The 23,345-nt window shown below is 47.5% G+C and carries 20 protein-coding genes and 1 other annotated feature; all 20 genes read right to left on the bottom strand.

Features of this window, described 5'->3' with window-relative positions; genetic code table 11:
• Positions 1-19 precede the first annotated feature (19 nt).
• The 20 genes from Q4G98_RS02760 to Q4G98_RS02665 all read right to left on the bottom strand — a co-directional run bounded on the left by Q4G98_RS02760 (position 20) and on the right by Q4G98_RS02665 (position 23,266).
• Positions 20-1,744 carry an NADH-dependent [FeFe] hydrogenase, group A6 gene (locus Q4G98_RS02760; protein WP_298563740.1) on the bottom strand — a complete coding sequence of 575 codons (1,725 nt, stop codon included), beginning with the start codon at positions 1,742-1,744 and terminating at the stop codon, positions 20-22.
• Positions 1,745-1,762: 18 nt separating this feature from the next.
• Positions 1,763-3,553 carry an NADH-quinone oxidoreductase subunit NuoF gene (gene nuoF / locus Q4G98_RS02755; protein ID WP_177561857.1) on the bottom strand — a complete coding sequence of 597 codons (1,791 nt, stop codon included), beginning with the start codon at positions 3,551-3,553 and terminating at the stop codon, positions 1,763-1,765.
• A 26-nt stretch (positions 3,554-3,579) separates the two neighbouring features.
• Positions 3,580-3,948 (bottom strand): ferredoxin, encoded by a 369-nt coding sequence (locus Q4G98_RS02750; protein ID WP_177561859.1) that lies wholly within the window; start codon positions 3,946-3,948, stop codon positions 3,580-3,582.
• A gap of 1 nt (position 3,949) precedes the next feature.
• Positions 3,950-4,504, bottom strand: coding sequence for an ATP-binding protein (locus Q4G98_RS02745; RefSeq protein ID WP_177561861.1), 555 nt, complete (start codon positions 4,502-4,504; stop codon positions 3,950-3,952).
• A gap of 5 nt (positions 4,505-4,509) precedes the next feature.
• Positions 4,510-5,007, bottom strand: coding sequence for an NADH-quinone oxidoreductase subunit NuoE (gene nuoE / locus Q4G98_RS02740; protein WP_293546093.1), 498 nt, complete (start codon positions 5,005-5,007; stop codon positions 4,510-4,512).
• Between the two features lie 124 nt (positions 5,008-5,131).
• The gene (locus tag Q4G98_RS02735; RefSeq protein ID WP_177561863.1) at positions 5,132-5,902 is read right to left on the bottom strand and encodes a PHP domain-containing protein; all 771 of its coding nucleotides are present in this window, start codon (positions 5,900-5,902) and stop codon (positions 5,132-5,134) included.
• Positions 5,899-6,243 carry a serine kinase gene (locus Q4G98_RS02730; RefSeq protein ID WP_293719672.1) on the bottom strand — a complete coding sequence of 115 codons (345 nt, stop codon included), beginning with the start codon at positions 6,241-6,243 and terminating at the stop codon, positions 5,899-5,901. The genes Q4G98_RS02735 and Q4G98_RS02730 overlap by 4 nt, the downstream gene beginning before the upstream one ends.
• The gene (locus Q4G98_RS02725; RefSeq protein WP_177561867.1) at positions 6,230-7,609 is read right to left on the bottom strand and encodes a [Fe-Fe] hydrogenase large subunit C-terminal domain-containing protein; all 1,380 of its coding nucleotides are present in this window, start codon (positions 7,607-7,609) and stop codon (positions 6,230-6,232) included. Before Q4G98_RS02725 ends, Q4G98_RS02730 begins: the two co-directional genes overlap by 14 nt.
• Positions 7,610-7,622: 13 nt before the next feature.
• Positions 7,623-8,066 (bottom strand): anti-sigma regulatory factor, encoded by a 444-nt coding sequence (locus Q4G98_RS02720; RefSeq protein ID WP_177561869.1) that lies wholly within the window; start codon positions 8,064-8,066, stop codon positions 7,623-7,625.
• Positions 8,059-8,424, bottom strand: a complete 366-nt coding sequence (locus Q4G98_RS02715) for a DRTGG domain-containing protein (protein WP_177561871.1) — start codon at positions 8,422-8,424, stop codon at positions 8,059-8,061. The genes Q4G98_RS02720 and Q4G98_RS02715 overlap by 8 nt, the downstream gene beginning before the upstream one ends.
• A 91-nt stretch (positions 8,425-8,515) precedes the next feature.
• Complete coding sequence (locus tag Q4G98_RS02710; protein WP_298563730.1) at positions 8,516-9,802, bottom strand: O-antigen ligase; 1,287 nt, start codon at positions 9,800-9,802, stop codon at positions 8,516-8,518.
• On the bottom strand, positions 9,802-11,106 hold the full coding sequence (locus Q4G98_RS02705) for a folylpolyglutamate synthase/dihydrofolate synthase family protein (RefSeq protein WP_298563729.1): 1,305 nt from the start codon (positions 11,104-11,106) through the stop codon (positions 9,802-9,804). The genes Q4G98_RS02710 and Q4G98_RS02705 overlap by 1 nt, the downstream gene beginning before the upstream one ends.
• A 60-nt stretch (positions 11,107-11,166) precedes the next feature.
• Positions 11,167-13,821, bottom strand: coding sequence for a valine--tRNA ligase (locus tag Q4G98_RS02700; RefSeq protein WP_177561877.1), 2,655 nt, complete (start codon positions 13,819-13,821; stop codon positions 11,167-11,169).
• A gap of 43 nt (positions 13,822-13,864) precedes the next feature.
• Positions 13,865-14,087: a binding site (T-box leader), on the bottom strand.
• Positions 14,088-14,179: 92 nt separating this feature from the next.
• On the bottom strand, positions 14,180-14,596 hold the full coding sequence (locus Q4G98_RS02695) for a polymer-forming cytoskeletal protein (RefSeq protein ID WP_177561879.1): 417 nt from the start codon (positions 14,594-14,596) through the stop codon (positions 14,180-14,182).
• A gap of 15 nt (positions 14,597-14,611) precedes the next feature.
• Complete coding sequence (locus Q4G98_RS02690) at positions 14,612-15,547, bottom strand: M23 family metallopeptidase (RefSeq protein WP_298563725.1); 936 nt, start codon at positions 15,545-15,547, stop codon at positions 14,612-14,614.
• A 251-nt stretch (positions 15,548-15,798) separates the two neighbouring features.
• Complete coding sequence (gene feoB / locus Q4G98_RS02685) at positions 15,799-17,808, bottom strand: ferrous iron transport protein B (RefSeq protein ID WP_298563723.1); 2,010 nt, start codon at positions 17,806-17,808, stop codon at positions 15,799-15,801.
• A gap of 45 nt (positions 17,809-17,853) precedes the next feature.
• Complete coding sequence (locus Q4G98_RS02680) at positions 17,854-18,075, bottom strand: FeoA family protein (protein WP_293661902.1); 222 nt, start codon at positions 18,073-18,075, stop codon at positions 17,854-17,856.
• Between the two features lie 218 nt (positions 18,076-18,293).
• Positions 18,294-19,049 carry an ABC transporter substrate-binding protein gene (locus Q4G98_RS02675; protein WP_298563718.1) on the bottom strand — a complete coding sequence of 252 codons (756 nt, stop codon included), beginning with the start codon at positions 19,047-19,049 and terminating at the stop codon, positions 18,294-18,296.
• A gap of 83 nt (positions 19,050-19,132) precedes the next feature.
• Positions 19,133-21,505, bottom strand: a complete 2,373-nt coding sequence (locus Q4G98_RS02670) for a heavy metal translocating P-type ATPase (protein WP_366916968.1) — start codon at positions 21,503-21,505, stop codon at positions 19,133-19,135.
• A gap of 537 nt (positions 21,506-22,042) precedes the next feature.
• Positions 22,043-23,266: an S-layer homology domain-containing protein gene (locus Q4G98_RS02665; RefSeq protein ID WP_366916967.1), complete on the bottom strand. Its 1,224-nt coding sequence runs from the start codon at positions 23,264-23,266 to the stop codon at positions 22,043-22,045.
• Positions 23,267-23,345 lie beyond the last annotated feature (79 nt).

Raw genomic sequence — 23,345 nt, 5'->3', positions numbered from 1 at the left:
TGGTATCAAATTAGCACTTTCAGCGCACTTGTTGGCAATAGTGCGTATGCAGTAGACTATGAGCTTTTTCTCCGAGAGGTTTACCTAACCAAGTATCATAAAGCTCTTTAATTTCCGGGTTTTCATGTGATTTTCGTAACTCATTAGCACTATCACAATCAAACAACCCTTCCCTGCGTGCTTTTCTGATTTCCGCATTAACAGGGATCGGCTGCCCGCCGCCGCCAATGCAGCCGCCAGGGCAGGCCATTACCTCAATAAACTGGTAATCTGCCTCTCCAGCTCTGATCCGCTCCAGCATCTTACGCGCCGAAGCCAGAGTATGGACAACAGCTATTTTTACAGTGTTTCCTGCAATAGTAAGTTCCGCTTCACGGGTCTGTTCCATTCCCCGCACATCATTATAATCAACAGCCTTTAGATCCTCACCTGTCAGAACATCAGCAACCGTACGCAGAGCGGCTTCCATTACCCCGCCGGTAGTGCCAAATATAACAGCGGCGCCGGTGCCTGTCCCCAAAGGAGAATCATAGCTGTCTTCCGGTAAGTGTTTAAAATCAAGTCCGGCTTCGCGGATCATCCGCCCCAGTTCTCTGGTAGTGATCACAATATCGATATCACGATAGCCGGAAGCGTTCATTTCAGGACGTGCAGCTTCCGCCTTTTTAGCTGTACAGGGCATTACCGAAACACTGACGATCTTCGCCGGATCGATACCTGCTTTTTCAGCATAATAAGTCTTGGCAATAGCGCCAAACATCTGCTGAGGAGATTTTGCAGAAGAAAGATGCGGCAATAAGTCAGGATATTTAAGCTCGATCATATTGACCCAGCCCGGACTGCAGGAAGTGATCATCGGCAAGACGCCGCCATTAGTCAGGCGGTGAAGGAATTCATGCCCTTCTTCCATAATCGTCAGATCGGCCGAGAAATTAGTATCAAATATCTTGTCGAAGCCAAGATTACGCAAGGCCGCAACCATTTTTCCAGTAACGATAGAACCAGGTTCCATATCCAGTTCTTCGCCTAAAGCTACGCGCACCGCCGGTGCAGTTTGCACGATGACGATCTTATCAGGATCATTGATAGCAGACCAGACTTTTTCAGTATCGTCTTTTTCCACTATGGCACCAGTCGGACAAACACTCGCGCATTGTCCGCAGTAAGAACACTCTACTTTGCCGAGATCCTGCTCAAATGCAGTCGAGACGATAGTATCAAATCCACGTTCAGCAAAGCTGTAAACGCTCATGCCCTGCACATCACGGCAAACACGTATGCAGCGTCCGCACAAAATACATTTTTCCTGATCACGCACCAGACAGGGATTGCTGGCATCAATAGTATGCGCCTTCCTGGCACCGCCCTCAAACCTGATCTTGCGCAGGCCCAGATCGGCAGCTATTTTCTGCAGTTCACAGTCGCCGCTCTTCTGACAGGCCAGGCAGTCTTTCGGATGATTGGCCAGCAGCAGCTCCACAACCATCCTTCTGGCCGCACGAACTTTATCAGTATTGGTTTTCACAACCATGCCTTCCGCAACCGGATAAACGCAGGAAGCAACAAGCGTACGAGCGCCGGTCGCTTCTACGACACACAGTCTGCAGGCGCCTTCCGGGGCAAGTTCCGGATGATGGCAAAGCGTAGGGATATGAATGCCGGCAGAACGTGCCGCTTCAAGAATCGTAGCATTTTTAGGGGCCTGTACAGTCTGCCCATTGATCGTTAAGGTAATCATTTCCATATCTATTATAATCCTCCCTTAACCCTTAGTAATGGCCTTGAACGGACAAGCCGCCATGCAGGCACCGCATTTTATACATTTAGTTACGTCAATAACATGTTTCTTTTTAATTTCCCCGGAAATCGCATTAACTGGGCACTGGCGTGCGCATAAACCGCAGCCTCTGCATGCATCTGTGATCTCGTAATTGGCAAGTTTCTCACAGGCACCGGCAGGACAGCGCTTCTCTTTGATATGCGCTTCATATTCGTGTCGGAAATATTTCAAAGTGCTCAACACAGGATTAGGCGCAGTTTGGCCAAGCCCGCATAAAGCCGTCTCTTTAATATTTCTGGCCAGCTCTTCCAAAAGCTCTATATCGCCTTCCCTGCCCTGACCTTCAGTGATACGAGTCAGGATTTCCAGCATACGTTTAGTACCTTCGCGGCAGGGAGTACATTTACCGCAGGATTCCGACTGAGTAAAATTGAGGAAAAATTTCGCTACGTCAACCATACAGGTATCTTCATCCATAACTACCAGACCGCCGGACCCCATCATGGCACCAGCAGCTGTCAAAGAATCATAGTCAATCGAAAGATCAAGCATCGATTCCGGCAGGCAGCCGCCGGACGGTCCGCCGATCTGCACCGCTTTAAATTTCTTGCCCCCGGTAATCCCGCCGCCGATATCATAAATGATCTCGCGCATCGTAATACCCATAGGAACTTCAGCCAGACCGGTATTATTTATTTTGCCTGTCAGAGCAAATACTTTGGTGCCCTTGGACTTTTCAGTACCGAAGCCGGCATACCAGTCAGCTCCGTTAGTAATAATAGAAGTTACATTACCAAAAGTTTCTACGTTATTGATGTTGGTAGGCTTTCCCCAAAGCCCGGCAACGGCCGGGAACGGCGGGCGCGGACGCGGCATGCCGCGTTTGCCTTCTATTGAAGCCATCAACGCAGTTTCCTCACCACAGACGAAAGCGCCGGCGCCTTCTTTAATATGCAGTTTAAAGCTGAAGCCGGAACCAAAAATGTTATCGCCCAGCAAGCCCATCGCTTCAGCCTGTTCAATCGCTATGCGCAGACGTTTGATAGCCAGCGGATATTCAGCACGTACATAAATATAGCCTTCATCAGCGCCTATAGCATAACCGCAGATAGCCATACCTTCCAAAATCTTATGCGGATCGCCTTCCAAAACGCTTCTATCCATAAACGCTCCCGGATCGCCTTCATCAGCGTTACAGATAACATATTTTTTATCACTGACAGACGCTTTGGCAAACTGCCATTTCATTCCTGTAGGAAAACCACCGCCGCCGCGGCCACGCAGTCCGGACTTTTTGATTTCTTCAATAACATCTTCCGGACTCATAGTAGTTACGGCTTTAGCCAAAGCTTCATAACCGCCGACAGCAATATATTCTTCGATTTGTTCAGGGTTGATAGCGCCGCAGTTTGCTAAAACCAGCCGGTGCTGTTTTTTATAAAAATTGATTTCCGAATAATTAGGTATACTTTCATGAGTCAGCGGCTCATGGTAAAGCAGCCGTTCAACAATGCGTCCTTTAAACAAATGGCTTTCAACGATTTCTTCCGCATCCTCAGCCTTGACCCGGCAGTAAAATGTGCCTTCAGGGTACACTATAACCAGCGGGCCATGTTCACAAAATCCATGACAGCCCGTTTCCACTACCATTACTTCATCGCTCAGACCTTTGGCTTCAATAGCACGGCTAAAAGCAAGCTGTACTTCCTTGGAACCGGCAGATTTACATCCTGTACCTCCGCAAATAAGGACGTGTGCTCTAATGTGCTGCATATGCTTTCCCTCCAAATCTTATCAAATCAGTCCTGCATAATTTTGCCTACGACCATCTCTTCGACAATACGGCCATTGACAACATGTTCTGCAATGATCTTTTTCACGTCCTCAGGTTTTACTTTGCCATAAGTAATCCGCGGCTCGCCCGGGCGAACAACATCTACCAGGACTTCTTTTTCACACATACCGATGCAGCCTGTCTGTTGTACCTGAACATCAGTGAGTTTACGCACTGCAAGTTCATTCAAAATAGCAGTCATCACCTCGCGCGCACCAGCTGCAATACCACAGGTGCCCATCCCAATGATTATTTTGGTACCGTCGTTTTGGCGCACTTTCATATCCGCTTTCAATTTTTCGCGCAAAGCCTTCAAATCTTCCAACGTTTTCATTTTATACCTCCTGCTCACACCGCAACCGCGATATTTCCTGTTTTAAATATTCCTCAAGCCACGTATAAACCTCAGGTCTTGTGAAATCTGCTTCATCTCCAAGGAACGACCTGATAGTTTTTGTATCAACTTCAAATCCGGCGGCACCTATTTTATAGATGAACTGCAATTCCAGCTCCGGAGTGCCTACCAGCAGCACTTTGATACTTGACACGATATCGCCTAAAGGCGGCCGGTCGATATTATCCTTCGCAAAAGCAGCTTCTACGACTGTGCCTTCACCTTTACGTGATTGGATCCGCAAATGCCCTCCGCATTGTTTCGTGACCATGTCCATGAACGGTATACCCATACCCACTTTACGCGTAGTACGTGTGGTCACAAAAGGATCACGGATCTTCTGCAGCAATTCTTCGCTCATGCCATGTCCATCATCACTGATACGAAAAACAAAAAAACCATTTTCATTTTCATTTATTTCAATTATTACGTTACGGGCTCCGGCTTCTATGGAATTCTGCGCTAAATCAAGAATATGTAAAGACAATTCACGCATGATTATTATTGATATTTAGCCAAAATAGGTGCCAGCTTATCCGGAGTCAGACGTCCGTGAGTATCTTCGTTGACCTGCATAACCGGAGCCAAACCACAGGCGCCGATACAGGCAACAGTTTCCAGGGTAAAGCGCAGATCTTCCGTAGTATGTCCGGCCTTGATGCCAAGTTCTTTTTCAATAGTCTGCAAAATAACTTTACCGCCGCGCACATGGCAGGCAGTCCCCTGACAAACACGGATAATATTGCGTCCGCGCGGATTAAGATGGAACTGGGAATAAAAAGTAACAACACCGTAAATTTGCGCAATAGGCGTTCCCGTACTTGAAGCAATGTACTCTAAAGCGTCCTTAGGCAAATAATTGTACAGAGCCTGTACTTCCTGCAAAATCGGGATCAAAGATCCTTTTTTTCCCTGATATTTCGCCAGAATAGCATCGATCTGCACCTTCTCAGGATTTTCTCCGCCGCAGCAACTGCATCTTTTGTCAACCATATTCATAGTACACTCTCCATTTCCCTAAACTTTAATGTACGAATACTACTATAGCAAAAAAAACATATATAATCAACACTATTTATCAAATTTAGCACCAAATAGTGTACACTTTATGTTTTTAGTGTAACTAATATTTAAGATCACTAATAAAATAACCTGGAAGCCAACTGCGGCCAGCTTTTCCCGCAAGGGCCAGTTTTAATTCTGCCACAGTTGCCTCTTCGATCGTGATCCGGTTTTTAGGCCCTTCTAAAAATTCAAGCATCCTGTGCGCGTCAGAATTAGTAACATAGGGCAAATCACTAGCTAGTCTTTTCAGCTTAAGCTGCGTCAGTTCAGCTAAACTGTTGCGGCTTATCTCTACGCCAAACAAGCCCATATCAGGAGGAATAAAGCCCAGCTGCATCAGCAAACTGTATGCAGGCCGGTCTATGTGGGCAGCCAGGCACAGCCCGCCGATCTCATTTACTTTCCGCACTACTTCCTGAGCGGAAAGCTGCAACGGTCCTAAAAGCATCCGCTCTTCTTCCGCAACAAAATTATCGTCATCATCAACGACAAACTGCGCCCCAAAACGTTCAGGAATATTCTTAAGACCACGCATCGAAAAATCAACTATTTTCTGCCAGCGCCGCAGCTGCTTCAGATTATCAAACAGCGCCACTATATGCGCTTCTTCCCTGCATTCAACCTCCATGCCCGGAAAAACCTTAACACCATACCGTTCCCCGGCCTGAACTGCGGCCACAGCATTAGCGGATGCATTATGATCGGTGACCGCCAGCAGCTGCACGCCATATTCAGCAGCCTGCATCACTATATGATGCGGCGTCATTTCAATCTCGGCACAGGGTGAAAGCAGGGTATGGATATGAAAATCTCCGATAAGGGTTTTCATTGCACATTCCTGATACCAAGCTCGTAAAGCTTACCAATAACATCGTAAGCAGGCAAAGGCGTAGCCAAGATCACAACATCATTTTGCTCTGCTTTTTTCAAAGTATCCTCTTCTATGGGCGCATCGCCAGCCACTATAACTGCAGACAGTCCGATCAAAGACGCAACTGCCGCTATATTCTGATGTCCCTGCATTGTCACCCAGACCATACCCGGTGCTGCCTGTCCCATAACATTGCTCAAAAGATCAGAAGCATAGCCGCCAACAACGTCCGCCTCTACAGGAACTTCCTTAGTCACCAGCTTCAACCCCAGGCTTTCCATAACTTCACGTACTTGCATCGCTTTCACCATCCTCCCGCAGCTCTTCATCCGGCTCACTGGCAATGGGTATCTGTTTTGCCAGCTCCAGCATTCCATGCGCTAAACGCTTTACACTGCTTCTCAGTTTAAAAATGCAATCGATTTCATTAGCTTTGCCCTGCACGATATCTTCCGCCAGACATTGACAGCTTGGCGCCCCACAGGCGCCACAGTCAAGACCCGGCAAAGCTCTGAGGACCTCTTCCATCTTTTCAAATTTCTTCATAGCTTCCAAAATATCGTCATCCAGCTGCATCATCGGACGCGGAATCAATTTTTTTACATAAGAAGCCGATTGGGGGAAATCCTTGCAGACCATACTCTGAGCCATAGTTGCCAGACGTTCCTCCGGTTCGTTCAGGCGCATCGCGCTCAGTCTTAATTTCAGATTTTTCTCAGCCACGAATTTATTTTCAGCAGTCAGCGGGCCGCCAATACAGCCACCGCTGCAGGCAGAGCATTCTACATAATCAACATCGCGCATCTTATTCAGTGAAATCTGTTCCAGCACGTCATAGACATCATTGATGCCGTTCACCGCCAGACCGTTCTCGATCCCGGCAGCTGCCAGTTCCCCGCCATAGCTGCCCCAGCCCAGGCCATAAGAAGAGCCGGCGGTAACTTTTTGCTCCGGCTGAATTTCGCCGCCCATGATTTTCAGCAATTTTCCGTAAATCTCCGAAATGCTTAAGCTGCCGTTGATCTGCGTATGCAGGACATCAACGGATTGTCTGATATTAGCATTTTTGGAAGGACACGGAGCAATAAACCAGACGCCTATTTCTTCTGCCTGCAAACCGGTACGCTGCATGACTTCATTTTTTACATAAATAGCAGCAGCCTCTGTCGGCGGCAGTACAGGCACGACTTGTTTGATGAGTTCCGGAAATTTGACCTGGATCAGTCTTAAGACTGCCGGACAGGTGCAGGAAATCAAAGGTTTTCTGCCGCCGTTATAATTTTTCAGGTAAGCAGCAATTTCCAAAGAAATATATTCTGAAGCTACTGCTACATCAAAAATTTCATCAAACCCCAGCCGATGCAAGCCCTCCCAAATTGCCGCCGCACTTATTTCCGGCGGAAACTGCGCGTATAAAGACGGCGGAGGCAATGCAATATTATATTTGAACTGTTCAATTTCTTCCAGTTTATCCGTCTCTGCTACAATAGCATGATAACCACAACGCCGTAAGCACTCACCGCAATCAATACAACGCGCTTCAATAAGTTCGGCTTTACCGTTGCGGACACGAATGGCTTCAGTCGGACAAGCTTTAACGCACGTTACGCAGCCCTGGCATTGCGGCCGCAAAAAGCGTATGGAATGAAAATATCCCCCAGCCATCGTATCACCTCTCTTATAAGTCTTCACTGATATGTCTGAATTTCATCTTGATATTAGTACCGGAACCAACTGTTGACTGGATATCAAAATCATCCGAACATTTTATCATATTCGGCAGGCCCATCCCGGCGCCAAAGCCCATTTGCCTTACATGATCGGGAGCTGTGGACCAACCTTCCTGCATCGCCAGTTTGATGTCAGGAATCCCAGGCCCCTGATCCGCAATGCAGACAACAGTTTCTTCCGGGAAAATCTCAGCATCTACCTGCCCGCCGCCGGCATGAATGATCACATTCATTTCCGCTTCATAGGTTCCAATGGCAATACGCCTGATAATATCAGCAGGAACGCCTATTTTCTGCAGCAGCCGCTTCAAACCGGCGGAAGCTTCCCCTGCTCTGTCAAAATCATCACCGGCAACATCATAATGTATTTTTACCGATTTAGAATCACTCATTGCTCTCCGCCTTTCTTGAACAGCCTCTTAAGCCGTTGCTGTAAAGAATGCCGCAGGCCTCAAACAACGTATAGTCGGTCGACATGATCGGGAGTTTATTTTTTGCCGCTTCGCGCAGCATATCTTCTCCCGGCAGTTTTCCCCGCACCAGAATAACACCGCACAAATCGGTCATATCAGCAGTTCGTATCACCTGCATATTAGAAAGCCCCGTACAAAGCAAAGTTTTACATTTTGTAAAGGCTAAAACATCGCTCATAAGATCCGACCCGCAGCAGGTTTCAACCTGCCGGTCCAGATATTCTCCGCCCGCGCAGATTTTAGCATCCAAAAGTTTTTGCACATCCCTTAAATCCATACTGCTCCCCCTACGATTCCATATTTCTCTGATTTTATTTTAACTTGCCAAGTTTTTCCTGTAAAGCTAAATCTAATTCTTCTCCTTATGGTTATGTTTCTGTTAATTTTTTGTTAAATTCTGAACATACCATTATTAAAATTGCAAAGAGCCAAAACAACAGGCCCATCTGCATATTAAAATAAACGTGATCGGTAAGCCCGCCTACCAAAATACCTGCTGCCGCCATCAAATATCCCCGGCCGAACCCCTGCAGCCACTCACGTTTGCCAGAGCGCGCCAGTTCAACAGCTTTCCAGATAACGCAGCCCCACAAAAGCAAAAATACTATCAATCCCTGCCAGCCAAGCTCTGCTGTGATATTCAGCAACAAATTATGGCAATGGTACATGATCACATTGGGATTATTAAGATAAAAATCATATTCCGGATAAATAAACTGATATCCGTACCAGCCAACGCCCCACGGGTGTTCTTCGATAATAAATAAAGTACTTTCAAGATAGGCAAACCTTAAAGCAACAGAAGTATCCTCGGTACCAAAAATAGAAATCAGCCTGTGCCAGACAGCGCCGCCGGCAAACCAGATCCCCAGCATACCGACGCCCAACAGCGGTAACAACGCCCGCCGGCAGAAGCATAGGCAAAACAACACCAGCGCCGCAGCTAAAGCGACCCAATTACCTCTGGAATATGTATAAAGCAAACACAGACCAGCTGCCAAAACGCAGACGCCCAGCACCAGCCGCCACGATTTTTCCCGGCTGGTGCTCAGCAGCCCTGTCGCCACAGAAATGACCAGTACCAAATATCCGCCTAAAATATTAGGATTGACCAAAGTAGAAATAACCCGTGTTTTCAATTCAGGAAAAGCGTCATTATCGACCCAGGCCTCAGTCGGCACAACGCCGGTAAAATGCTGCACAATACCATAACCGGAAACCAACAGCGACATCCCTAAAAAAACGCTTAGTATCTGCAGAGGCCGGGGCCAGCTCTGCCACTGCCGCCAATCCAGCACCGACGCACCGTCCCGGTCGGGTCCCGAACCATAGTGCAGCAGCAGCCACACCAGCACAGTATACTGTCCCACAACATAAATAAAATTGTAGGTAGACAACGCCTCATCAGCCGAATTGTGCAGCGACCAATAGCCAAGCAGTAACAGCAGCCACAGCAAAAGCTGCACTGCCCGCGGCAAAACAGGCTGCCTCGGAACATGACGCCGCAAAAACGCAACAGCCAGGCCACAGACACCTGTAACCGCAACCAGCGCCGCCGTCACCTCCTGCTGCAAAGGAATGACCGCTATCGTAAACAATAACAGCCAATACACATATTTTTCCAGATGGGCATATTTTTCAGCCGCAGCAGCCATCAATGACACCCTGCTTTCACGTTCAGGAGCAGATTCTTAAAATTACCTACTAAATAAAGAGAACCACAGATACACACGACGCTGTCGGAATCAGCCCTGCTTACGGCCGCTTCATACGCATCCGCCAGCCTGCTCATAGCTAAAGCCTGCACTCCCACAAGTCCTGCCAGCTCTTCAGCAGCAGCAGCCCTGGCTCCGTCGTCAGCTTTTACTGTATAGACGATGTCCATAGGTCTGATCAGTCTGCTTATAACTCCTGTCATATCTTTGTCACCCATCATTCCCAAAACAAAGATCCTTTTGGCCTCAGGATAATACTTATCCAGGGCCTTTCTCAGGGCCTCCGCTCCGGCCGGATTATGCGCGCCGTCTAAAATCACATCAGGCGCTTGAGCGATCCGCTCCAATCTTCCCGGCCAGACAGTGTTGGCAACGCCTATATGCAAAGCCAGCTCGTTGATCCTGTCATCCTGCTTGGAGACCAGTTTAGCCGCTACTATAGCTACGGACGTATTCGCGATTTGATGTTCTCCCGGCAGTCTGATGCTGTAATCAGAGCTGTAATACTCGCCGGCATGCAGGGTAAAAGTCTGTCCCTCCATCGAGCTTTCCACTTCCGTACCCCAAAAAGCACGGCCATAAATATACAGCTTGGCCTGCTTGAACATCGTAACGGCTTTGATCGGTCCCAGCGCGTCGTCACCTTCTGCCGCAGTCACTACCGGCACGTTTTCCTTAATAATGCCGGCTTTCTGCATCGCGATACGCTCCACAGTTTTTCCGCAGCGGTCAGTATGGTCCAGGCTGACGTTGGTAATAACCGAAACTATCGGAGTGATAACATTTGTCGAATCCCAAAGTCCGCCCATCCCCACTTCAATTACTGCGTAATCAACATTTTCCAAAGCAAAATATAAAAAAGCAGCAGCAGTCAAAACCTCAAACTGTGTTGGCTGCTCACAAACTCCCTTTGCTACTACGCTGTCTGCCGCCGTTTTAACAATAGTCAGCAAATCTGCAAAGCTGTCATCGTCGATGTCCTGCCCGTTAATAGTGATCCGTTCGTTATATTTGACCAAATGCGGCGAAGTGAACTTACCTGTTTTTAAATTGGCCGCCAGTAAAATATTAGTGATCATACTGCTGACGGACCCTTTGCCATTTGTTCCTGTTACATGGATCGTTTTTATCTGCTGTTCCGGATTGCCTAACTCCCGCAGTAATCCTTCAATACGCTCCATACCCAAACGAATACCAAATTTGCCCAAGCTGTCCAGATAGGCCAGACTTTCCTGATAATTCATATTAACCTCCAATGATCAACACACAAAAAGCGGCGCGGAGTATCCGCGCCGCTTCGGCTGTTACTTTAAAGTCGCCAAATAAGCCAGACGTTCTTTTACAGCTTCCATTTTGCCGCTCAGTTCCTCTGCTTTAGCTTTTTCCTTTTCAACTACGTCAGCCGGAGCCTTCGCTAAAAAGCCTGCATTATTCAGCTTCCCGGTAACACGTTTGATTTCCTTATCCATATTTTCCAGTTCTTTATTAAGACGCTGAGTCTCTTTTTCTACATCGATCAACCCGGCCAGAGGTAAATATACCTCGATACCGACAATAACGGCAGCCATGGCGTTTTCAGGCTTATCAGCACCAATATCAGCGATCGTGAGCTCATCGATACTGCCCATCAGCCTGATATAACTCTTATTAGCCTCTACGACCTCGCGCAGCTCGGCATTTACCAGCAAAATCGCCGGCACCTTTTTACCGGGCGCCGCGTTGACCTCTGCCCGCATATTCCGGATAGCCTTGATGCTTTCCATAATGGCCGTCATCCCTGCTTCCGCCTTATCATCGATCAAAGACTCGTCAGCAACAGGCCAGGGCGCGATCATGATGCTGTCGCCTTCATGCGGCAGGCACTGATAGATCTCTTCGGTAATAAACGGCATATACGGATGCAGTAATTTCATGGCCGAAGTCAGCACCTCTGCCAGCACATGCTGCGCCGTAGCTCTGGCCTCTGCGTCCTCTTTATTATAAAGACGCGGTTTCGCCAGTTCAATATACCAGTCACAAACCTCGCTCCAGATAAAATCATAAATAAGGCGGCCTGCTTCGCCCAGTTCAAACCGTCCCAAAAGTTCGGTAACATCCTTAGCCGTATGCTGCAGCCGTGAAAGTATCCACTGATCAGCAAGCGTATAGGGAGCCTGTTTGGCACCGGCATCATAGCCTTCCATATTCATCAGCGCAAAGCGCGACGCATTCCAGATCTTATTGGCGAAATTACGTGTCGCTTCCACACGTTCCCAGTAAAAACGCATATCATTACCGGGTGTATTGCCTGTGATCAGCATAAAGCGCAAAGTGTCAGCACCATACTTTTCGATAACTTCCAGCGGATCGATACCATTGCCCAGCGATTTACTCATCTTACGTCCCTGACTGTCACGCACCAGACCATGAATAAAGACCTTATCAAAAGGAATATCCTTCATAAATTCCATGCCCATGATCAGCATCCGCGCTACCCAGAAGAAGATGATGTCATAACCGGTCACCAAAACACTGGTGGGATAAAACTGCTTCAGCAGCGGCGTTTTTTCAGGCCAGCCCATCGTGGAAAACGGCCATAAAGCCGAACTGAACCACGTGTCCAGCGCATCTTCATCCTGATGCACGGCGCCGCCGCATTTCGGACATTTATCGATATCGACACGCGACGCAATAACCTCGCCGCAATCATCACAATACCATACAGGGATCCGATGTCCCCACCAGATCTGGCGGGAAATACACCAATCACGGATATTTTCCATCCAACCGGTATAGGTTTTCGTAAAACGCTCAGGCACAAACTGCGTCCTGCCATCCTCAACGCAATCCACAGCAGCCTTTACCAAAGGCTCCATCTTCACAAACCACTGTTTGGAAACCAACGGCTCTATGACGCTGCGGCAGCGCTGGCAATGCCCAACAGCATGATTATGCTCTTCGATCTTTACCAAATAGCCTTTTTCCTGCAGCTCGCTGACCAGATTGCGGCGGCATTCATACCGCTCCTGTCCTGCAAACTTCCCGGCTTCTTCAGTCATATTCCCATCCATGCCGATAACGACGATGCTCTCCAGATTATGGCGCATCCCCATTTCAAAATCGTTAGGGTCATGAGCAGGCGTGATCTTAACAGCACCGGTACCAAATTCCAGGTCAACATAGCTGTCAGCAATGATAGGGATCTGACGGTCAGTCAGCGGCAGCTGCAGCATTTTGCCGACCAGATGCCCATAACGCGGATCTTCAGGATTTACCGCGACGGCAGTATCGCCCAGCATCGTCTCAGGACGGGTAGTGGCAATAGTCAGATAGGTATCAGCTTCACCCACAACAGGATAACGGACATACCACAGATTGCCGGCATCATCTTCATGTTCCACCTCAATATCACTTAAAGCGGTATTGCAGTTGACACACCAGTTAGTGATACGGCTGCCCTGGTAGATCAGTCCTTTTTCATACAAAGAAACAAAAACCTCGCGCACTGCCTGTGAACAGCCTTCGTCCATCGTAAAGCGTTTGCGCTCCCAATCACAGGAAACACCCAGGCTTTTCAGCTGCTCAATGATACGGTCGCCGTACTTGTCCTTCCATTCCCAGACGCGTTTGATAAATTCCTCACGGCCCAGATCATACCTGGTCTTGCCTTCTTCTTTTTTCAAAACTTCCTCTACCTTGATCTGCGTAGCCAGACCAGCATGGTCATAACCGGGCATCCACAAAGTATTATCGCCCATCATTCTATGCCAGCGGATCAAAATATCCTGCAGCGTATTATCCAGCGCATGGCCCATATGCAGCTGACCGGTAATATTCGGCGGCGGGATCACGATGCTGAACGGCTTTTTGTCAGCTTCTACTTCAGCATGGAAATAACGATGCTCTTCCCAATATTTATACCATTTTTTCTCGACTGACGCCGGATCATAAACCTTTGGTATATTGTGTTCTTCTGCCATTTTACAGCCTCCTAAAAATAAATAACGTCCTGTTCCATATTAAGAACAGGACGAAAAATTCCGCGGTACCACCTATTTTCCCAGATCTAAAGCCAAAAACCGATCCGGACACTTGAAACGCGTAACGTGCGCCTACGGATGAACCTACTTCTGTTCAGTTCACCGACTCGCGGACGACTTCAAAGCCATAAAGCTGGATATGTTGCAGCCGGGCATATCCTCTCTGTAAACTCCGTACTTTTACTACTTCCGTTCATCGTCATTAAAATATAAATTTAGACAACTACAATATTATCAATTGCAGCTTACAGTGTCAAGTATTTCTTCTAAATCTACAGCAGATATCAGGGGCAGCATTTTATTTTTCTTCAGTAACAGGGGCCTGCGGCAGCTCCGGATTCTCGATGCCTTCAATACCGCCAATATTGCCACGCAGAACGGCGCCGGTCTCTACCACCAGATTACCCGCTTTGACATCTCCGTTCAGAACACCGGAGGCCAGGATCTCTAAAGTCCCGCGCGCCACGATATTGCCGTTGACGTGCCCGGCCACCGTAACATTTTCCCCAAAAATATTTGCTTCTATCATGCCGCTCGTACCTATCAGGACATCGTTTTCCGAAACGATAATCCCTTTAAAGTTACCATCGATACGGGACGCGCCCTTCGTCTGCAAATTACCGCATAAAATGGAATTCTTCCCGAGCAGAAATTCAAACTCTTCCAAAGGTAAAGTACTGACTGCAACTACATCTTTTTTATTTTTTCCAAACATGGCCTTCTCCTTTTATTATCTTACTAATTCCAGCGGATCAGTCACCTGTCCGTTCACCAGTACCTCAAAATGCACATGCGGACCAGTACTGTACCCAGTACTGCCAACATAACCGATGATTTCGCCTTTAGTAACGCTTTGTCCTGACCGGACAGCGATCTCACTCATATGCCCATAAGCAGTTTCATAGCCATAGCCATGCTGTATCCTTACATAACGGCCATAGCCTGAGACCCAACCGGCCTCTTCGATAGTCCCGGACGCGCTGGCATAGACCGGAGCGCCATAATCGTTGGCAATATCAAGACCGGGATGCCAATCATAAGACCTGTTCCCAAAAGGATCGCTGCGGCCGCCAAAATACGAAGTGATCGTACCACCACTCGTAGGCCAAAGCGTCGGCATCGCCGCCTTACGCTGATTCAGCTCGCGTAATCTGCCCAGCAGATCACTGAGGGTCGCTTTTCTGTCTTTGACCTTTTCCTGCAGCACTTTGTTCTGTGCAGCATAAACATCAACAGCCTCTACCTTAGCCGACTGCGGTCCGCCCTGCCCCAGATACTGGCTGCGGTCGATACCGGAACGGGACGGCTGGACGCCGCTTTCTCCCAACTCCCACCGCACTGCTTCTTCCAGCTTGGAAATCTCAGCCATTTCTTTTTCGATAGCTTCATTTTCCTGCAGCAGCTTACCTATTTTCTCTTCCTGAACAGCTTTTTCGCTTCTGTAGGACAGCAATTCCTGTTCATTCTGCTGCGCTTTGTAAACAGTGTGCGACGATTTCAGCACAACCCCGGCGCCAATCAGACAAACGATACCGCAGACAACGCCCAGTTTCTTTAAGAAACTGACGCGAAAATGAATACTTCTGGGTTCACGCCCTTTGTGCGGAATCAGCATGACTGTGTATATTGGATCGGTCTCTTTCTTTTGTCGTTTTATCGGTTCCACAAGCCTACTCCCCTTACAAAACTATTCCCTGTATCAAAACCTTTTTCTCAATCAATAGTTAATATTTTCCCACAATAAACGTAAAAATACAATCCACTACAAAGATTTTTGTATAAAAACAAAGCGCTCTTAGGCCCGAACTCCCCATGCCTGCTGCGGCTGCGGCGATTGTGAAATATCTGCAAAAAATAAAAAACGCAGGCAGCATCGCCTGCGTTTTTTAAAGTAAACATCAAACTACAGCACAGTTATTACATCCTGCTGCCGATCTGGTATATCAGCAATGCCATGCAATATGCCAGGCCTGTTTGATATAGGAGGGCAAAGAAAGTCCAGTGCCAGCTGCCCATTTCGCGCCTGATAGCACCAATAGCAGCAAAACACGGAGATGCCAGCAAAGTGAAAATCATAAAGGCATACGCGCTGGCAGGCGTAAACATGCTCTGAATAGTAGTGATCAAGGTCGGATCTTCTTCAGTTGCTTCAGCAACACCAGCCAAAACACCAAAAGTGGAAACAACCACCTCTTTAGCCAGGAAACCAGTAATAGCCGCAAAAGCTGTCTGCCAGCTGTCAAAACCAAGCGGCGCAAACACCGGGGCCAGATAATGACCGATCACAGCCATCATACTATCCTGCGCTTCTACCATTTCAAAAGAAAAATCAAACGACTGCAGGACCCATACCAGGCCTGAGGCCAGGAAAATTATCGTACCGGCCTTAACAATAAAGCCGCGGGCACGTTCCCAGGTATGAATAAGAATATCTTTGACACGCGGCCAGTGATAAGCAGGTAATTCCATGACAAAATTTGCCGGTTCACCAGCAAAGGCCTTAGTCTTTTTCAAAAAAATACCAGAAACAACTACCATCACTATACCCCAGAGATACATCGAAGGGCCGACCCAGGACTGTTCGGGGAAAAAGGCCGCTGCAAATAAAGCAAATACAGGCAGCTTGGCATTACAGGGAATAAAAGGCGTCAGCATGATCGTCAGCTTGCGGTCACGCTCATTTTCAATAGTACGGGCAGCCATGATACCGGGAACACTGCAGCCGGTACCGATCAGCATCGGAATGAATGACTTGCCGGACAACCCGAACTGCCTGAAAATACGGTCCATAATAAAAGCTACGCGCGCCATATAGCCGCAGTCTTCCAAAAACGACAGGAACAAGAACAGCAAACAGATCTGCGGGACAAAGCCAAGTACCGCACCAACACCGCCGATAATGCCGTCAAGCACAAGACCCGACATGACTTCGGACGCACCTGCCGCCTCCAGCAAAGTTCCAACATATTCGCTGATGCCTTCAAACAGGCCTTCCATCCAGCCAATAGTTTCATCACCCAGGGTCTGGATGCAAATATAATAGACAGCCCACATGATCCCCAAAAAGATCGGCAGTCCCAAAATGCGATTAGTTACGACCCGGTCGATTTTTTCTGAAACAGTCTTTGAATAATCAACATTCGCGCTTTTATAGCAGCTGCGCAGCATAGCATCGATCTTCTGATACCGTCCGGCAGCAATGATACTTGCCGCGTCGTCATCAGCCTGCTGCTCAAAACGGGTGATCAATACTTCCAGTTTATCAAGCACGCCCTGAGACAACTTTAACTTTTCCAGCAGCTGTCCGTCGCGTTCAAAAACCTTGACCAGCTGCCAGCGGCGTTCAACCTGCGGCAGCGGCGCTACCATTTCACCGATCTCCTGCAGGACACGTTCTACTTCTTCAGGGAAAGCGTTAGGATCTTTGAGATCACATTGCGCCTGCGCGATCCGAACGGCCCTGCTAACGAGCTGCTGCACACCTTCGCCGCTGGTAGCGGTGATCGGCACTACAGGGCAGCCCAACTCTTTGGCAAGCAGCTCCGTATCCAAAACATCGCCATTCGCTCTGACAAGATCCATCATATTGAGCGCAACTACGACCTTGCAGCCCATTTCCAAAAGCTGCATCGTTAAATACAGATTCCGCTCCAAATTAGACCCGTCAACTATATTAATAATAACATCAGGATTTTCCTCTAAAAGATAATTACGGGTTATTACTTCCTCCGGAGAATACGGAGATAAAGAATAAATACCGGGCAGATCCATAACTTCAAAGCCTTCGTGCTTTTTGAGTTTGCCGCCCTTACGTTCAACCGTTACACCAGGCCAGTTACCAACATACTGTTTACTGCCTGTAAGATTATTAAACAATGTAGTTTTCCCACTGTTGGGATTACCAACTAATGCTAATGTCCTGCTCAAAATCGTTCCTCCTCAAATCAGCTCTCACTCACTTTAAATCAAAAATCATTCTACTAAAATATTCTGAGCATCTGCTTTCCGCAGTGAAAGCTCATAGCTGCGCACAGTCACTTCCAAAGGATCGCCCAATGGCGCAACTCTTCTAACAGTCACAGGCGTTCCCTTTGTCAAACCCATATCAACGATCCTGCGTTTCAAAGATCCTGCAGCGCAAACTTTTTTGATCGTTACAGTAGAACCGATAGGAACTTCTTTTAATGTCATCATACTTTTACCCCCTTGCATTAGTCATCGCTAACTACCCCGTTTTTAAAAAGTTAGCTCTCGCTAACCTCTTAAAAGTTTACTACCGCTAACTCATTTTGTCAACCCTAATTTATGTATTATTATAGATTCACAATATTTTAATAACAGCGGTTATTTTTCATGCTTGCCATAGAAAAAATTAGCAGACAGATTGCTGTCTGCTAATTTTACAGTAACGATTATTGATGGATCCCAAAATAAAAACGTAATAAATTGTTGTAAACGCCGCTTTTTTTATGTTCCTTTAACGCTATATTGATTTTCTGTAATAATTCAGCATCATCTTTGCGTAAAGCCAGACCAATTTTATCTTCCGGTCCCACTTTTTCTAATATTTCCACCTTCTCACCATACCCGTTGGCGATATAAAAAGAGCAGGTAAATTCATCAGCCAGAAGATAATCACATCTCTTATCAAGCAGGGCCTGCAAGGCAGCTCCATTATTTTCGAAGCCTTTGACTTGGACTCCGGCATAACCAGCAGCAACCTGTTCCGCTGAACTTTGAGCTTCCACCCCGATAGATTTTCTGTCCATACTGCTCCTTCCAGCACCTCTGCAAGCCATCAAAGCAAATCGGCTCTGTACATAAGGTTCCGAAAAAGCATATTTTTGCTGCCTTTTTTCTGTTATCGAAAGACCTGCTGCAACAACATCATATCGCTTCTGTGACAAACCTTCCAGCAATTTATCAAAAGGCATATTAATAAATTCCACCCGCTCATAGCCCATTCTTCGACCAAGATCATTGACCATATCTATATCGAAGCCTGTATGCGACTGAACGCGTTCCACATAATATTCAAACGGCGGAAAATTCGGGTCGGTCCCCACCCGCAATACCTTTTCTCCCGTTTTTGCAGTTTGCCCACCACAAGCAAGCACAGACAAACTTACTACTATCATAAAAAATAATACTGCAATATTCTTTTTCAAAATCTTCATCTCCCATTATTTTAATCCCTCACAATAGAAAACAGGAATCCAATAAAACAATGATCATCAAAGGCTTACTGACTTTATACTTTTTTATATAGAATACGAATGGAGTTTAAAACGCAGAGCACGGAAACGCCTGTATCGGCAAAAACCGCCGCCCACATGGAAGCAAACCCGGCAAGGCCTGCCGCCATAATGATAATCTTGATCACCAAAGCAAAAAATACATTCTGCCAGGCGATCCTGGTAGTTTCCTTCGCTATGGCAATAGCCTGAGGAATAGACCGCATCTCCGAATTCATAAACACTACATCCGCAGCCTCGATAGCCGCATCAGCGCCGCTGCCCATAGCCGCGCCAACATCAGCGCCTGCCAGAACGGGAGCGTCATTGATACCGTCGCCAACAAACATCACGCCGCCATACTGTTTGCGCAGCCGGACCAGCTCGTTCAGTTTATCCTGCGGCAGCAGCTTTGCTCTTACTTCATCGATACCTGCCGCCTTAGCCACAGCCTGAGCGCTTGCTTCAGCGTCGCCCGTCAGCATCGCCGTCGTCAGCTGCATCTTTTTGAGTGCGGCAACGGCAGCTACAGCATCTTCTTTAAGCGTATCGTCAATGATAATCTGCCCCAAATACCTGCCGCCCCTGGCAACCAGTACCTCTGTGCCATAATTGCCTTCTTCACGGGCCGAAAAATCGATATCGAACCGCTGCAGCAGTTTTTTATTGCCGCACAAAATTTTCCCGTCAGCAGCAGCAGCAACTAAACCTTCTCCGGCAATTTCTTCAAAAGTATGTGGTCGCTCAAGCTTCAGCTCACGTGCTTTGGCAGCATTGACGATACTGGTTGCTATCGGATGACTGGAAATAAGCTCGGCAGAAGCGCAAAGCCGCAGCAGCTCATCTGCATCAACGCCCCGGACAGGGACCAGCTTTTGCACAACGAAATTACCTTTAGTCACAGTCCCTGTTTTATCCATGACCACGGCTTTAACATTTTTCAGGGCTTCCATCGTAACGCCGCCCTTAAAAAGAATACCATACTTAGATCCGGCGCCGATACCGGAGAAAAAGGCCAGCGGCACGCTCAGTACCAGAGCACAGGGACAGCTGATAACCAGGAAGGTCAAAGCTGTATAGATCCAGTATTCCCAGTTTCCGGTCAGTAAACCCGGTAGCACAGCGGTCAAAACTGCCACAGCAACAACAAACGGAGTATAGATACGGGCAAAACGCGTTATGAACCTATCCAGCTGTGGTTTGCTGGCCGCGGCATTTTCTACAGAATCCAGAATTTTTGTGACCATGGATTCCGCTAAAACCTTCTCGACCCTGATCTTCAGCATACCCGAAGTATTGACGCAGCCGGAAACTACCTCGTCGCCAAAGCCGCGCTTCACCGGTACCGGCTCGCCGGTCACAGGCGAAGTGTCAAGCAGGCTCTCACCTTCGATAACGACGCCATCCAAAGGAATACGGTCGCCTGCACGCACCAGCAGAATATCGCCGACATTAGCTTCCTCCGCCGGGATAACGCGCACCTCCTCACCAATCAGCAGATTCACGACTTCCGGGCGCATATCGACAGCTTCCATGATCTGGCCGCGGCTCTTTTCCACAGCCCGGTGCTCAAAATATTCACCAACACGGTAAAACAGCATTACCCCGACAGCTTCCTCATATTGCCGGATAGCAAAAGCGCCTAAAGTAGCCACTGTCATCAGAAAGTTTTCATCAAAGACCTGGCCTTTGGCAATATTTCTGACAGCCGTTAAAACGATCCTGCCGCCCAAAAGGATATAGGCAGCAACAAGGCAGTAAACATGATAAGCTTCCGGCACGATACCGGTGATCTCACTGATAATAAACAAAATACCGCCCAGCACTATTTCTGCCAGCGAACGCTGTTCATCCGACATCGAAAGGATACCGCCGCTTTTTTTACGCTGGTTGATCGACTCGGCTAAAACAGGCTTACCCACACGTTCTACAACCTTAACGCCCGCTTCGATCTTACTGCAGATCGCCTGCACCTGCGGCAGCAGTTGGGCGTGATCCTTAGCCGTCAAACGCAGCTGCTTCGTAGCATAGGTTATCGTCGCCGCCGAAACGCCCGGCAGTTCGTTGATTGCTTTTTCCATTTTAGCGGCACAATTGGCGCAGCCAAGATCTTCCAGCAAATAGACCTTACTTTCAAAATTAAAGGGCATCGTCCCGCTGCGCGGCACTACTTCTACATCCGATTCTATGGCAGTACAGATCTCACGGATAGCCGGCAGCAGCGCCTCATGATCTTTGGCCGACAAACGCAGCTGTTTCGTCACAAAACTGACCGCGGCATATTCCACACCCGGCAGCTCTTTGATCTTATATTCCATTTTGGCCGCACAGTTGGCGCAGCCCAGATTTTTTAAAGTATAGACCCGTTTGACGCAATCAGCATCCGGCATCCGGCAGGTACAATTTTCCAGACTTTCGCCGCAGACATCGCAGTATTCCTCATGCGGATGGCACCGCTCACACTGACAATCATCAGGATGCCCCGGAACATGATGTTCATGTCCGCCGTGTTCATGATGATGCTCGTGCCCGCAGCCACAACTATCTTCATCATGTCCGTGTTCATGTCTGTCGTGTTCGTGATGATGTTCGTGGCCGCAGCCACATTCGTCTTTAGCTTCCTCATGTCCATGGCTGTGACCGCAGCCGCAGCTATCTTCACCATGTCCGTGTTCATGTCCGTCGTGTGCATGATAATGCTCATGTCCGTGATCGTGGCCGCAGCCGCAGCTATCTGTATCGCTATGCTTCTGTAAATTCTCTGAATCATGCTGTGATTTAGTCATTTTTCAGCCTCCTTATTTTTACCGTTGTCTTATTATAACATATGAGCAAATATTCATATATAGTTTTTTTAAAATTTTTTTAAAAAATACAAGCTGCTCCCATAATCAATGGAAACAGCCTGTAAGACTAAAATTGCGTTTTTAGAAAGTAATGATCATTTGCGACCAAAGTGTTTTGTATTTATTATCGTCGATTTTATCCTTTAAATCATAATATTCAACGCCAGCAACCATATTCTTGGCTACGGTATAATAAGCACCTATTTTATATCCTTTGATGCCCTTATTATCATCGCCGTTCTTGCCCCAGCTATATTGATATTCGCCGTTCATTGTATGAGCTACTACCGTCCCTGCGGGCAAACTGTAATATTGAGCATTCAAGCCAAAACTGCCAACTTTAGCCCCTTTGGCACCGCCATAGTTTAAAGAGCCTACCCAGCCATCGCCGCCCCGTTCACCATCAAGATCACTGTGCAGATACATTGCTCCAACCGAAGCTTTACCAAAGCCATAGCTGGCATTAGCCTGCCAGATCTCATTGTCGTCTTTAGCCACGCCTGCAGCGGTGGCACTGTTTGCAGCATCAAACTTATAATAACCTGCTCCCAATCCCAAAGCTCCGGTTTTCCCACTCAAGGATGCACCATAAACTTTATCGTAATCCCAGCCCAGACTATTAGTAGGCTTACCATAAACAGCCTCCAGCTTCACATCCTTACCAAAAGAAGCAACGATACCGTCGAAAGTTTCATCATAGATATTACCATCACCAAGATAGATCCAGGTACGGCCGGCTCTTATATCGACAGCACCAACTTTTCCCTGCACAAAAGCCCAGTTAAAATCAGTTTTTTCATCACCGCTGTCATTTCTGAAATTTTGGATATTCTGGATACGCCCGGTATAAGACCAATTATCATTAATTTGGCCGTTTATAAATAAACGTGTACGCAGCTTGGCACCATAGCTACCATTGCGATCTTTAGCACCTTTTTTATAATCAGCATAATGAGCGCGGATATTACCGGTAATCTTCACATTATCAGCTTTTTTCTCCAAAGCGGCCACACGCACACCCAGGCTGTCCAGTTCATCGGCAAATTCTGCCGCCAGACGGTCTACATTCGCGCCTTTAGCCATAGCTTTGGCCACGATCTGCGCCATTTCATAACGGGTCATCAGGCGATCACCACCGAAGGTGCCGTTGCCATAACCGTCAACGATACCGGCTGCCGCCAGTTTGTTGACAGAGTCATAAGCCCAATGGCCTGCCGGCACATCGGAAAAAGGATTGGCGGCATAGGCAGAAGCAGTTACGCCCAAAGCCATGGCCATAGCAAGTACTAAAGATTTTTTCATCATAAATCAACTCCTGTAAATTTTTATCTGACACATACGCTGGTAAAATTCTTATTAGCAAAAGTGTATTTATTTGATTCTT

It is taken from the genome of uncultured Phascolarctobacterium sp., assembly GCF_958349595.1.
Taxonomy (GTDB): Bacteria; Bacillota; Negativicutes; order Acidaminococcales; family Acidaminococcaceae; genus Phascolarctobacterium.
This window is presented reverse-complemented; position numbering and strand designations above follow the sequence as displayed.